This window comes from Halodesulfovibrio oceani subsp. galateae, assembly GCF_055397225.1.
Window position 1 is genome coordinate 1,754,630 of sequence record NZ_AP042453.1, and the last position, 14,266, is coordinate 1,768,895.

At 37.8% G+C, this 14,266-nt stretch carries 9 protein-coding genes; 3 read left to right on the forward strand and 6 right to left on the reverse strand.

The annotated features are described in order from the left end of the window. Positions 1-27: 27 nt before the first annotated feature. The 6 genes from ACZ5V1_RS07760 to ACZ5V1_RS07785 all read right to left on the reverse strand — a co-directional run bounded on the left by ACZ5V1_RS07760 (position 28) and on the right by ACZ5V1_RS07785 (position 7,983). On the reverse strand, positions 28-729 hold the full coding sequence (locus tag ACZ5V1_RS07760) for an ABC transporter ATP-binding protein (protein ID WP_464391367.1): 702 nt from the start codon (positions 727-729) through the stop codon (positions 28-30). Further along, positions 726-1,496 carry an ABC transporter permease gene (locus ACZ5V1_RS07765; RefSeq protein WP_464391368.1) on the reverse strand — a complete coding sequence of 257 codons (771 nt, stop codon included), beginning with the start codon at positions 1,494-1,496 and terminating at the stop codon, positions 726-728. Before ACZ5V1_RS07765 ends, ACZ5V1_RS07760 begins: the two co-directional genes overlap by 4 nt. 14 nt (positions 1,497-1,510) lie before the next feature. Continuing rightward, complete coding sequence (locus ACZ5V1_RS07770) at positions 1,511-2,512, reverse strand: glycosyltransferase family 2 protein (protein WP_464391369.1); 1,002 nt, start codon at positions 2,510-2,512, stop codon at positions 1,511-1,513. A gap of 623 nt (positions 2,513-3,135) precedes the next feature. Then, positions 3,136-5,439: a glycosyltransferase family 2 protein gene (locus ACZ5V1_RS07775; RefSeq protein WP_464391370.1), complete on the reverse strand. Its 2,304-nt coding sequence runs from the start codon at positions 5,437-5,439 to the stop codon at positions 3,136-3,138. An 82-nt stretch (positions 5,440-5,521) separates the two neighbouring features. Beyond that, positions 5,522-6,667, reverse strand: a complete 1,146-nt coding sequence (glf, locus tag ACZ5V1_RS07780; RefSeq protein WP_464391611.1) for a UDP-galactopyranose mutase — start codon at positions 6,665-6,667, stop codon at positions 5,522-5,524. Between the two features lie 131 nt (positions 6,668-6,798). Next, positions 6,799-7,983 (reverse strand): UTP--glucose-1-phosphate uridylyltransferase, encoded by a 1,185-nt coding sequence (locus ACZ5V1_RS07785; protein ID WP_464391371.1) that lies wholly within the window; start codon positions 7,981-7,983, stop codon positions 6,799-6,801. Between the two features lie 2,646 nt (positions 7,984-10,629). Here ACZ5V1_RS07785 and ACZ5V1_RS07790 point away from each other — a divergent pair. The 3 genes from ACZ5V1_RS07790 to ACZ5V1_RS07800 all read left to right on the forward strand — a co-directional run bounded on the left by ACZ5V1_RS07790 (position 10,630) and on the right by ACZ5V1_RS07800 (position 14,262). Next, a complete protein-coding gene (locus ACZ5V1_RS07790) occupies positions 10,630-12,195 on the forward strand; it encodes a PilN domain-containing protein (RefSeq protein WP_464391372.1) in 1,566 nt (521 codons plus the stop codon). Position 12,196: 1 nt separating this feature from the next. Next, positions 12,197-12,700, forward strand: coding sequence for a hypothetical protein (locus tag ACZ5V1_RS07795; protein ID WP_464391373.1), 504 nt, complete (start codon positions 12,197-12,199; stop codon positions 12,698-12,700). A 152-nt stretch (positions 12,701-12,852) separates the two neighbouring features. After that, positions 12,853-14,262, forward strand: coding sequence for an AAA family ATPase (locus ACZ5V1_RS07800; protein ID WP_464391374.1), 1,410 nt, complete (start codon positions 12,853-12,855; stop codon positions 14,260-14,262). Positions 14,263-14,266: the final 4 nt, after the last annotated feature.

Genomic DNA, 14,266 nt, shown 5'->3' on the forward strand with positions numbered 1-14,266 from the left:
TTCGCAAATACTACCTCGACCATGTGGCTAGTTTTTAAGAGAGGCTGCATAGGCAGCAAGCACTTCTTTAGTCTCGCCAACCATCTTGGTTACGCCATTTTCAATCCAAACAACGGAGGAACATAGCTCCCGAATAGTATTTGCGTTATGCGAAACAAAGAGAACAGTCTGTCCAGAAAGCATTTTTTCTTTCATTGCAGCAGTTGATTTTTTTCTAAAAGATTCATCCCCTACTCCGAGGACTTCATCCACGAGCAAAACGTCTGGAGACATTTCCATAGCAACAGCAAAACCAAGTCGTGCTTTCATGCCTGAAGAATACGATTTCAAAGGTTCCTCAAACCAATGACCAAGCTCGGCGAAGTCGTTGATGCCATCAAGACTCGCAAGTGCATCTTTTCGCGAATGCCCCAAGAACATTGCGCCTAGAATTGCATTATCCCGGCCAGTCAACTCTGTCGAAAAACCAAGCTGAAGCGTAAGAAGAGAGATAGAGACGGGAGTGTGCCGAATAACATTGCCAGCATCAGGTTGAATCACACCAGCTACAAGGCGGAGCAATGTTGACTTGCCAGCTCCATTCCGCCCAATAATACCTATAGTTTCCCCTCGGTTAATAGAAAATGAAACATCATTTAGTGCCTCATACTTCCCAACCCTTAAGAAACCCTTGCGAACCGAATAGGTGCAACCAACGTTTTCAAGACTAATGATAGGTGTTGTGATCATTGCTGACAGATCCGAGGATAAATGTGGTCAAGTTTTCGTAGGACAACCGCAGAAATAAGAAGCAATATGAAACCTGTGATCGTCAGATAGCCAAGATATGCCCAATCAGGCCATTTTCCATACATCAAAATATCACGGTAACTCTTTATTAACCCTGCAATCGGATTCAAATACATAATGAAGCGATGCTGTGACAGCACTACTGAGTCAATATTATAAAAAATACCACTTGCGTACATACCAAGACGCACAACTGTCGAAACTATAAATTGTAAATCAGGCACAAAAGGAACAATTGCAGAGCAAAAAGCCCCAACACCTATAATATAAAGCAACTGTATAGCCATCAATAGTGGTAAAGCAAGCCAAGTCCAAGAAACTGGAGTTGGATAAAAAATTAAAAAAACAAGTAACAAAGTTAAGACAAAAAGATGTTTAAATGTTCCCCGTAAAATAACTTCAAGAGGAAAAAACATCTTCGGAATGTCTACTTGTAGCATTAAGCCCTTATTTGCGAGAATACTATTCGAAGATTGTGTAACTCCATTCGCAAACCATTGCCACGGTACAAGACCTGTCAACAAAAATGCTACATAATGAGGAGTACCACTATTTAAAAAAATCCCAAAAACAATATAAAAGACTAGCATAGTGAGAACTGGCTCTAGAACCCACCAAAAATAATTCAAATAATAGCGCGATACTTCTGTACGCAAATTAGCGAGCGCTTTGACCTTTAATAAAGGAAAAAAATTCCGGTTTAGCATCTGTGACATCACCACTAAGGATAAATTTTATGAAATAAAAATCTTTTAAAAGCGCTAATATTAGAAACTGTTGCCACAATAAATTCAGCTACTTTAAACCAGCGTAAGCAGGTATACAAAAAACAAATATCGCGGTGGGCATATTGAGAAGGCAGCTTATCTACTTCTAATAGTTTTTTTATTCTTTTCACTTCAAAAAGCAGCTTCTCCTTATTAAATGGCTTAGCAAGGCGAAGACCCACTAATGAATAAAATTGCGAAAAAGTTATGAACATAAAAAAATCATAATTGGGCACATTCTTTTCACGCAGCCAGTCATATTGCTGATTCCAATTAAAAATAACAGCATCTACTTTTTCATCAGCTAAAGCTATTGATTGAGCGGCATGTTGACGATAATAATACCCTGCATATTTAACAAAAGATATTTTTGGATTACAGTAATACAGACTAACAATAAATTGTGCATCTTGAAACGATGCACCAGAGCTTTCTGGAAAAACAACATGATTCTCTAACAAAAATCTCCGTCGATAAATCCCATTCCAAAGTGCAGGATGTGACCGCCACATCAAAGAAATTCGCTCCTCTACATTGCCATTCGTCTCTTCGGGACACAAACGAGTAGTTCCACCACCCCTTTCATTATCTAGTTTATAAAACCTTTCACACTTTACAATATCTGCTAAAGATTGTTCTGCTTCAATGACTAATTTTTCGTAAAATAAAGAGTCCAGCATATCATCTGGTTCAAAAATAGCTATATAATCCCCAGACGCATACTTTATCCCAGTATTACAACTTGCTCCATAGCCTTTATTTGCTTGATCTATTACAATAAACCTCGAATCCTTTTGGGCAAATTCAGTAATAATGTCAAAACTAGAATCGCTTGAACCATCGTTAACAACAATAATTTCAAGCTGTTCATACGTTTGGGCTAATACTGACTGGAGGGCAACCCTTAAATAATGTTCCTGGTTGTATGTGGGAACAACTACAGACAATCTTATCATTATAACATACCATATTTGCTAAAACTAAAATAATCACCATACCGATATCGGAATTTTTGAAGAATTGAGAATAACGCCATTGTTTTCTACTTAAATTTCAATAGTTCCACCTGTTAAGAATCATCAAAAAAGATAACCCTAAGCTAGTTCTTACAAAGAAAGTTCATCTGCTGTATGGTTAATGTTCGATCTAGCAATAAAACTTTAACATCTCACAACGGCAAAATGACCATTTTTATTTTTCCACCACCTGAAAAAATTTACCCCAATATTATAGCGGGTACATATTCTTTTTCTAGTGACTTTCTTAGCCTGATAATTACTGGCGTCCAGTTCACCGAGCTTTACACACCATTTGTACTAAATGTTAGCTTAGATTCTTTCGGGTACGATCTGAAAAATATTGCTATTCTGTCTAGTTAGGTATCTGCAATCAGGCTGTTAAAACAACGTATTTTATGACAGCCCAGTAAGCCCAAATAGATTATCCTGCTCCACCTCCCCACTATTACCTCATCAATGTATAGAAGATATGTCAAAAACCTTGTTCAGCTTAGAGACCTCGTAATTAAACAAGGTCGTCCACACCTTAAAAAGTCTGGACGACCTTAGATATTAGAAATCTATCTGGCTTTAAGTATTTTTCTTCTTTTATGCTTTACAAAAAAGTACATATTGCGCGTTATAACCCAAAAAGGAGAAATGAATTTTCCAAACAGTGCATGCTTGGACTTAAAGTTTAGGGCATACTCGTCAATATAACATTCCAGTTGATACACCAGATCGGAAATTGGCAATCTAGATAAACTACCACCAATTACAGGACTCTTAGCACTAACAAGTTTTGGTTTTGGTTTTGGTTTTGGTTTTGGAATGCTGCTTCTTTTACCGCCGGATGAAAAGCCTATAGGCAACAAGACATCCACAAAAGACAAAATGGCTGTTGTAGAAATAGCTAGTCCTCTATACTTAGTATAAACATCAGGATGATCATTTATGATCCCCCTATAAATACCAATATATCTCCTAACTGTATTTGAATATGCGTTTTCAAAAACTTCATATATCTCATTAGTTCTTAGAAAAAGAGAAATATCCATCAGATGATTGTGCATTGCCAACGCACCTTTTTTTTCTTTAAACGAAGACATCGTTTGCCCCTGACGTTCATACCGATGAATGACAAGCTGTTTTTTTAGAAAAGTTATTGTTGAGGCTTGAGTAATACAATACCAATGAAACGGATTGTCTTCATGAAAAAAATCAACCTCAGGAAAAAATATTTTATTATCGTGCAAAAAAGAAGTCTTATAAATCTTTCTCCAAGGAACTGGGTTCATTTCCAAAGATAGTTTCTGCATTGAATAAATATCATTACGGTTAGATCGTATTCGATTAAGTATAAAGTTCCAAGAATCGTCTTCTTTTGCCCCAGAGACTGATTTACTTTGCATAAATAATTTTTGAAAATCAGCAAGTAATATATCTGAATCAAAACATATGGCTTTTGTAAGACCTTCGAACAGAACATCAACATTAAGTAAATCATCACCATCAAGAAAAGCCAAATAGCTACCTTTAGCTTCTTTTATGCCAATGTTAGCAACAGTAGAGACTCCTCCTATACTATTTTCATTTAGCATGACTGATTTTACATGATCAGATTTAGCACACCATTTGCTTATTATTTCTTGAGTGCTATCCGTTGATGCATCATCGACAATAATAACTTCGTACTTGGAATGTGGCAGCTTAACTGAAAGTGGCTTTATAAAGGACATCGCTTCATCTAAATAATCTTCAAGATTATAAGTTGTAACGATCACACTTAACCACAATTCATCTTTCTCATAAATAGAATTGAAAAGTTCTGGTCTTTTTTCGTACAAAAGATTGAAGCAATATTCTCTGCAAGAATACTCGGCATCATCATATCTAAAATACTGATAAAAAATTTCATTAGAGAAAAAAGTACACAACAAGTCCGCTGCTTCTCTTTCGAAACGGATAACTTGCTCATCTCTTTTTAAAAATCTTACACGATGCTTTATATTACTTACAGCCATTGCTAACAAAGCAACTTTTGCATCCTCGGATGTTTTTTCAGAATCTGAAATCGATAAAGTTGATCGTAGCACATCAAAAACTATAAATGATCTTTTATCAAATACATGAGTGAGAGAATCACTAGGAACTTTTCGCTTAACATGCACATAGTATGGTTGGGAATGCCACTTCTCATCAATAACAACATGTTGGGCTGTTAACATAGCCTCAATATAAAATCTCAAATCATTATGAATATAAACATCTTGAAATTTAATATTATTATTCCTAATGAATTTATGGCTAAAAATTTTATTCCATGGAAATCCAGCAAGATACAATAATTTAATTCTATCTTCGTCGCCTAAAACTTCCCCATTCCCATATCGGGAAAACAATGTTAGATCTTTCCCCCCAATAAATGAAGATTTACGTGTCTTTTCATCATAGTAAGAACTTCCTATTAGATAGACATCTGGTTCTATTCCACCCAAATCTTTTTTCAAATTTTTCAGTGCATCTATCTCTAGGTAATCATCCCCATCGACAAACCATAAAAATCTACCCCTTGCATGTTTCAGTCCATAGTTCCTTGCAACCCCAGCGTTTCTTCCTTCTGTTTCCAAGACTGTTACATGGTCGTAAATTCGTTCATATTTCTTTAATATACTAAGGGTATTATCTGTAGATTTGTCATCTACAAGAATTATTTCGTAATCTACAAAATCTTGGTTAAATATAGAATATAGACACTTATCAATATGATCTTCAAGATTAAAGCACGGAATAATGATACTGATAAAACAACTAGAGGAATTATCCTCTAGCTCAACACCTGCGGAAGCTTTCTTGACCGTCGTACAACCCATTGAATTTTCCATTTTTTCCATGTCTACATTTTTTTACTAAACAATCCACTGTAAGTAACATTCGCTGGAAGAGTGCAGTGAGCGTTACAAGCCCCTAATCAACATCTACGTAAAAAATTTTATGCTTTGCTCCAATTTCGAATTCATGAGAAAAAGCACGAGCTGTATTCATGGCTTCGCGGATACTGACATCCATATCTAAATATCTATACGTCCCTAGCCGTCCAACAAAAGTTACGTTTGTCTCATTCGTCGCTTTTGCAATATATTTTTCTAACAAGTTATTCTTTGCTGACAACCTGATTGGGTAATAAGGTATCTCACTCTCTTTGCACTCTTTGCTATACTCACGAAAAGCAACACTTTGAGAGTGAACTTCCCAAGGTGCAAAATGCTTATGCTCAGCAATACGTGTATATGAAACATTTTCATCTGCATAATTCATTACTGCACACCCCTGATAATCACCATCTAGTTCAATACGTTCGAATTCAAGAGTGCGATATTTTAACCGTCCCAACTCATAATTATAAAAACCATCTATTGCTCCAGAATAAAACACATGGTCATAATTTTCTGCATCACTTCTGGAAAAGTTCGTATCAAGTTGAACGGTTATATTTGAATGACTTAACATTTTTGCAACAAGTTCCGTATACCCATTAGTAGGGATTCCCTGATACTTGTGAAAAAAATAGTTATCATCGTAAGAAAATCGTACAGGTAATCGCTTTAGTATACTTGCTGGAAGGTCTTTTGGGTCAATCCCCCACTGTTTAATCGTATACCCTTTAAAAAAAGCATCATAGATTTCTTTGCCTACAAACTTTAAAGCTTGCTCTTCAAAATTAGCTGGTTCACTAATCGAATTATCTGCTTGAGCTTGGATCCACTCTCTTGCTTCCAATGGAGCGAGGCATTGTCCATAAAATTGATTAATTGTATGCAGATTAATCGGCAAAGAATATATACGCCCTTTACTAGTTGTTTTAACACGATTTATAAAAGGCCTAAAATCCCCGAACTTTCTTATAAAGTCCCATACTTCAACATCATCAGTGTGAAAGATATGCGGCCCAAACTTATGAACCATAACGCCTGTTTTCTTATCCCGCTCACAATAACAATTCCCACCCACATGGCTCCTCGAATCAACCACTGACACAGAAGCACCTTTTTTTGCTAATAAATGTGCTATCACAGCGCCTGAAAGGCCTGCCCCAACTACAAGAACATTCATAGACACTTTTTATTCCTTTTTTCAATTACCATTAGGAGTTGAATAGAAGTAAATACGCAGAAAAAAACTCAAGGATAGTCACCTTTAATCGCCACCAAAATATTCATTCTTTAGAAACACATAAGCTTGATTCACCTCTGGCATGTTTGTTCAATCAAATGCCACTTTTTATCTAAAGCGAATTGGTTAGAACGAATTCTAATAAGGTCGTCATTCTTTTTTACAGGTAAAAAACGTGACCTTGAAACATTCACAATCTGTGCATCTGAAAAATTGGATATTAAGTTTCCCATAGCACTCTCTAGTTGAATAACATCAGGTGAAGTTAGATCATTTGGATCACATTTTTTCTTATTGCATATAGGCTCAAGACAGATTCCCATGGATATTTTTTCTTTCAAAATCTCAAGATTGACCCACAGAGAGTTCGTGTTAAAAACTCCATATTTTTTAATATCTTGAAAGTGTTTAAGATCTGATCGACTGCAATGAGCAATCTCTCTCAATATGAACCGCCCATGTTTGTTCTTAGCAAGATGACCTCCCTTAGAATCAAGTTTGGTACGTTCAGTAACCTCCATTAAAAATGGAATGTTTTCTTTTTCCATATACCCCAACAGCTCTGGAGCAACGGTAGCACCTAGGTTATCTGCATTTGAAATGAACGCATATTTAATACCTTTCGATAACAACAAGTCTAATAAGCCCGAAGATGCTAGCGTGAAATAAATATCACCATGTCCTGGGGGATTCCATTCGGCTCCAGGGCGTGATGAATAAGATACAGGTTTCCAGGTTTCGGTATCTATTTTGGGAAATGTTCCTTGCAAAAAAGAAGTTGGAATTCCGGTAGAACCGTTAGAGAACTCCTCTAACATTGCTCTCGTGTCGTCATTCGTATTAAAGCTGTTCATAAACAATAAAGGTAAAATACACAGGAAGTTATCTCTTGCAAAAGCAATTTGCCTAACAATGATATCTAGAAAAGAAAAACCATCTTTCACGTGAAGAAGTGATTTGGCTTTTTGTAATCCCATGGTAGTACCTAGCCCACCATTTAGCTTAATAACAGCAAGTGAAGATAGTAAGCTCTTACCGACTGCTTCGTAACAAAAAAGTTCAGAATGCGAGCAAACTTCTTCATATAATACTGGGGTGATATCTTCTTCACGTATCAAAGCCTGTCCTTCAATCAAAGCTTTTGTATACATCGCTTCGAACAAAGAAATATGTAACTCCGAAACATTCGCTATGCGCATCTTTGTTTTGCATTCCAACATCGCCTCATCAAAAGCCATCAAATTAGCTGCTTGCATTTGTTAAAACTTCCAAAGGATAATTTTTATTATGTTCAACATGCGGCTGATCAAACGGATTGACCTCTAACATCCACCCGCTAAAAACAGTGACCAGTTCCATTATCGAAATCAACTTTTCAACTTCATATTCGACGCTAGACAAGGCACTAACTAACTAACTAACTAACTCCATTGGCACTTCTAAAAAAAGTTCTGACCTTCTTGTAGTGAGCTTGATTAAGAAAAATACCAATGCCATCTTTTAGGGCATCTAAAATACTTGCTGCAGTGAATGTTGCCCCGTTACGCAACAGCAGAAAGAAGCATACTACCACAATCGTTCTTCCCTAGGCTTTTTGACCACAACTGAAAAAGCCAATCTCCAAACTTGCTAACAGTGGAAAACAACTGAACCAAACAAGCACCAACTATCCATTCTTTATGGATTCGTATCCCCAGAAAGCAATTTGGAGGACTCTGACTGAGCACCTAGAACTAAGGAAGCCAGTCAAGCAGCAGGCAAGGTTGAATAACAATCAAAATATTTCACATGAAGAGTTAGTTTCAAAAGATTCAGCTTGAGTGTGATCTCTTAGCTTCTATGAAGGCACCAACGCTCTCTGCCAGCTAACCAACTATCATTATTTATTTTTTTTTTGCAAGCTTTTCGTCCCAAGACTAATCAAGTTCTAATTGGCCAACCTGTTCCATAAGGCTACACCGCCAAAGAACAATCAATAAATAAACTAAAAAACAATTATTTAGATAATAAACACTTTTTAGTAATGATATGTTCTTGTTCCACATCATAGTGTATTTCAACCGACCCTATAGTGCTCCCCACAGAAATAGGAAATAAAAGTACCCCCTTCGAACTACCCCTTTTCAGGCTAATACAAAAAACGAATTCCTCCTTCAAACGAATGTCATGCACCTTGAAACAAACCAGTAAACACGCGCCTAAAGCGTAATAAAATCATTCTTCGTACAGCTACGAAATTAAAGCTCAACAGAATCCAGTGAGGTTTCCCGTATCACTATCCAAATTATTTTTTACATACTTCGATCTTGCTCCAAACTTGTGAACACATAGTTTAGCCATTATATTGAATAAAAGAAGAAATGGAGATGGGGGTTCGAAAATGTAGATCATATGATGCTGATCTCAGAAGGAATGCTGTATAGCTAACTAAAGAACCGGAGCTATCGTTGCTGATGTAACTAGATAAGTTGGGAAATCCCCACTGACATGCTTTACTGTTGGCGTAGGAAGCCTTCAATACAAAGCCAAACTGCTCTTCACGAAAGAAGAAATAAAGCTTTGACAATGAACAACGAGAGTTCAAAAGATTACGGAAGAGGCTTCAATGTACTGAGGTGGAGCGTGATCTGTTAAAAAGCTTGGGATATTTTTCGCAGAGCATCGAAGTGAGGTTCAAGTTTGTAAAGTCAAACCACTCTATGTTTTCAATGAAGAAAATATGCCAGACCCTATATACTGGGCGCAAGCATCCAGAGCCACATCTCACCGGTAACTTTCTGACTTCGCAAGGCACATCAGGAAGATACAACGAACAGAATAGAATGGCCCCATGTTCACTTCTGAACTACGTGATAAGCCGTTATTCTAGAATGTAAGCCAGCCTTGTGTTGCCAAGTACATGCGAGTACCGGGATTCCGCTGTAAACACGCAAAAAGATTTGTTCCTACAACTGATTCAACCCACACAGAGCCTATTGCTTCTAATTTGTTCGACCGTAATTTTATTGCGCCTGCTTCAAATATGGCGTGGGTCACAGATATTACGTTCATCAAGATTGGAGAAAAGTGACATTACCTGGCCGTGGTCTTTGACATATATTTCAGAATGGTTTTTGGTTGGGATTTAAGTGATCGTTAGAGCGGTATTCCGTTCTCCATGCATTCAAGAAGGCTTAGCACGTTGAAAACCACCTTCCGGCCTTCTGCTCCACAGTGACAAAGACGTGCAATATACAAACAAAGATTCCTGAAACTATTTGAATAAACATAGCGATATTCAAGTAATGACTAGTTTCCCCCTGCTTACTTTGAGCATCGCTATGAACAGTATGCTTGTGGCTTAATTTGGTTCCACATTTTCGTTGTAGGATCATTCAATACGAATTGATATTGGGATAACACTGACTACAATTAATTTTCCACTTCCAACCAAATACAAAGCACATATGTGTCCCTCAAGAATTTTAAGCTAAAAAATGCCATAACAGTTTTCATTATTTCTATTTTTTAACCCGTAAGCAGGATATCCCATAGAAAAACTTAATGGCGAGCACTTCTCTCAACAAGCATGAGCCGTTCCTCATCAGGCCAACACAACGCTTTGCAAGATCGTTAAAGATTGTAAAAAAAACATCTATAAATCAAGTTGAGTAAACAACCACAAAAAAATAATGCACGAAAGTGACATCAATGTACTCAAGCCATCTATTCATAAAAACGAATTCCAAAACTTTATAACTGTAATAAATATCAACGCATAAATAACGTCAAAAGTAATTTCAGCTTGAAATAATTTGTTTTTTAATAGAGGAGTATTTCAAGAATCCGCGTTACTAGCCCTACTTATTGTAATTTTACATTAACAGTTCGTTCACCCTACTGTCGGGTCAATTTCAATAACTATGCTCAAAAAACTTCTTTGTATTGCCTGCTCAGAGGAACGGATAGCACTTTGCCAGTTTACTACGAATTGGCGAGGCTCTCAATTGCTGGATCACCAGATTATTCCTATAAGTACTTTGGAAGATTCTCAAAGATTTGCTAAAGAACTTACTGCCGCTATTGATCGTCATAACCTGTGGTCAAATCAATATAGTATATCTTTCCCTGCACACACTGCCATTCTTCGTAATTGGGATTTTCCATTCACCACTCCGAAACAAATTGCCCAAGCTCTTGAATTTGAGCTCGAGCAGGAAATTCCTTTCACCTCAGAAGAAGTAATTACTGACTTACAATTTGGTGCAAAAACCCCTCAGGGGCGCAAAGCAGTATCTGCAACAGTTCATAAAGAATTCCTTTCAACAATAGTACAGGAATTACAAACCTGCGGCATAGACCCTCAACATATAACCATTGATGCTTTTTCACTTGCAAAGATAGCAGGAGATATTTGCACAAAGGCACCAACGCTTCTCATAAACATTGATGCCCGAAGCACGCAGTTAGTGTGCCTTGAAAACAACGTTCCATGCGCTGTTTCCCAGATTCCTTACGGTATACAAAACATTCAGAAAGCCTTGCAGCTTCAGCTTAGTGCAACCCCGGATGCCATAGAAAGACTCTTATTCTTTTCTGACATATCAACGCTAGACGACACTGTTCCATCAGACGAGCAGACATTTAAAGAAGCGTTAATCTCACAACTGCGACATCTTGCTAAACAAATTTTGCTGAGTGCAAATGCAGACATGCCTTCCGCAGATTTCTTATTAATTTGTGGAGATCTGGCACGGCTACAAGGAATTGAAAATTTCTTCACAGAAGAGCTTGGTCTTCCAACCACAGCAATTCACAACCACCCAAATGCTTCCAAATTATTTTCAATCGAAGATAAAACAGACTGGCTTGAGTGTCTGCCTGCGCTTGCATTAGCACCTGCAAAGAACACGAATTTTCAGCAGCAAAAAACCATCAACTTCCGAAAAGATGAATTTTCATTTTCAAAAAAACGTGACCCACTAGTCCACATAACTACTTATACGACTGTCCTTGCCTGTATCCTTATGATTACGTTCTCTCTTTCTCTTTTTGCTCAGGGACACCAGAATGATTTACGTGCCGCAGACCTTAATGCTAACCTTAAGAAAACGCTGGAAAAAACTTTACCTAAGGTAAACAAATCATTCGGCACCATTCAGTACACAAGCATTCTAAAATCACGCCTTGCTCAGCTACACGGCAAACCAAATGCAAACGGCAACAAGGCAGGAATTGACTCATTAGACCTGCTATTAGCCTTACATAAAAACACACCTAAGTCGCTTGATATTTCCATGGAAGCTATTAGGATTACAGAAAAAAACATTGGATTAGTAGGAACCACAAACAGTTACAACACACTTGAAAAGTTACGCTCTCAATTAGCAAAAAGCTCATATTTTAAAGCTGTAACTATTCGCGGTGCTACAAACCAAAAAAAACAAAAACGTATTCGTTTCGAGTTAGAAATAGAAAAGGCAGGCTAGCATGAGACAGAATCATCGCACCCTTATTCTTGGCATCTGCGGTGTTCTTTTGTTGAGCATTCTCCAGTTCATACTTTTACCAGCCATGGACTATAAAGAAGACATGGAGCGACAAGTTATCCAGAACACTAACGCGATAGGAAAACTTGAAATTCTTACAAAAGAATACTCTCTGCAGCTACAAAAGCGAAAAGCACTGTCTAAGGGCTTAGACAAAAACAAAGGGACACTATTTGCAATTGTCGAAAAAGTTGCCCGTGATCTGCGTATTAACCGCAATATTGATGCTGTGCGCCCAAAAAAGCATGACCTTAAAAATAATCTAGTAGAGGAAGAAGTTACGCTTCGATTCAAAGGGTTATACCAAAGACACCTCGTGAGTTTTCTATATAAAATAGAAAAGAATCTTCAGGGTATTACTGTCAAAAACCTGAACATAAAACAAACAAAAGCAAAGATGCTGGATGTTGACATTGCACTTACTATGGTCACTTCAGTAAAATAGCAGGCCACGCCATGCAGGTATCTTCACAGGAAACAGCACAGGTAAACCCATTTGGGGAACAATTCCGTACGTTCCAATTTTACCCGTCCGAAAGTCACAAGAAAGTAGTCCACAGAATTACTCGAGGACTTGAATGTAACTGTGGGCTTATTTTGCTTACCGGAGAAATTGGCATCGGCAAGACCTCGGTCTGCAGGCATATTATGCAGTCCTTCGGGGATAAATATATTTTTGCAGAAAGCGGAAATCCCTTCTTCAAGCCCTCAGAACAGCTCTATAATTTCTGTAAGCAATACGGCATCGATACTACAAGCCGTAACTCCATTAGTGATTTAACTGAAGGGTTGTATGATTTTTTCATGCAACAGGCTGAATTAGGTAAAAAGCCTGTCATCATTATTGATGAAAGCCATCTGCTAGGCGAAGAGCATTTTTCTTTACTTTTGGCCTTATACAACATGCGACTTGGCGCCATTCCACTTGTCCAAATTATTCTCATCGGTCAGGTCGAGATTATGGACAGACTAAAACAACCGGGATTAGAGGCGCTAAATCAACGGATAGGTGTACGCTGTGAATTGTTTCCAATGAATATGGAGGAAACAGAAAATTATGTGCAATTCAAACTTATTAATGCAGATTTTTCAGATCTTTCAATCTTCGATAAAAAAGCACTCACCCGAATTTGGAATGTAACAGGTGGACTACCCCGTCTTATCAACCACATATCGTCTCACGCATTAGACACGATAACGTTTTCCGGAACTTCAAAAATTTCTTCTGCGCTGATAGATAAAGTTGCATCTGACCCCATGTATCAAGGCTTATTTACAATCCGTACAATAAAACAACAACGTAAGTATGGAATGTTCATTACGCTGGCTCTTATAAGTGCGCTGCTTGGATGGTCGGCATATCAATTAAATGTTTCTGCACTTCTAAAAACGTACGCAGAGCAAACGCTTTTTCATAAAGAAATTACACAAAGCGAAATAAACGCTCGTCCAGAAACAAGCTCTAAGACAACGGCTCCCTCATCAGCACCACTTTCACCCAAAATTGAAACTAACATTCTGGCAATACTCCCACCACTGCCTGAGGCACCGGAGCTTACAGAGCTGGATTCAAAAATCACTAAAGACACCACGGCTGAAAGACGACTGACCATACCAACGAAGAACAGCGCTGTTTCCGTAACTGTCTATGACGCCCCTGAAAAAGAAACTTTTTCTGTAGCGTCTAGAGAGACAAGAACACAACAAGAAAACAGCGCTATTATTTCGCAAGCACTAAAAAGCATACAACTAGAAGCCACATCAAAAGATAATTCTACACAACCTTCCAATGAGGTACTGGACGAGCCATCCCACCCTGCACTCGAAGCTTTACAGATTGACGCACTTGCATGGTCAAAAGATCCTTCCACACGAATGGTGGTTATCGGTAATCAAGTTTTGCATGAAGGAGATCAGGTTGGAACTTTTGTGCTCAAAACTATCGGGCGTGACCACCTCATCTTCTCATTAAACGGAATAGACTTTAAGAAAAATGGTAGATCGTAAGGAG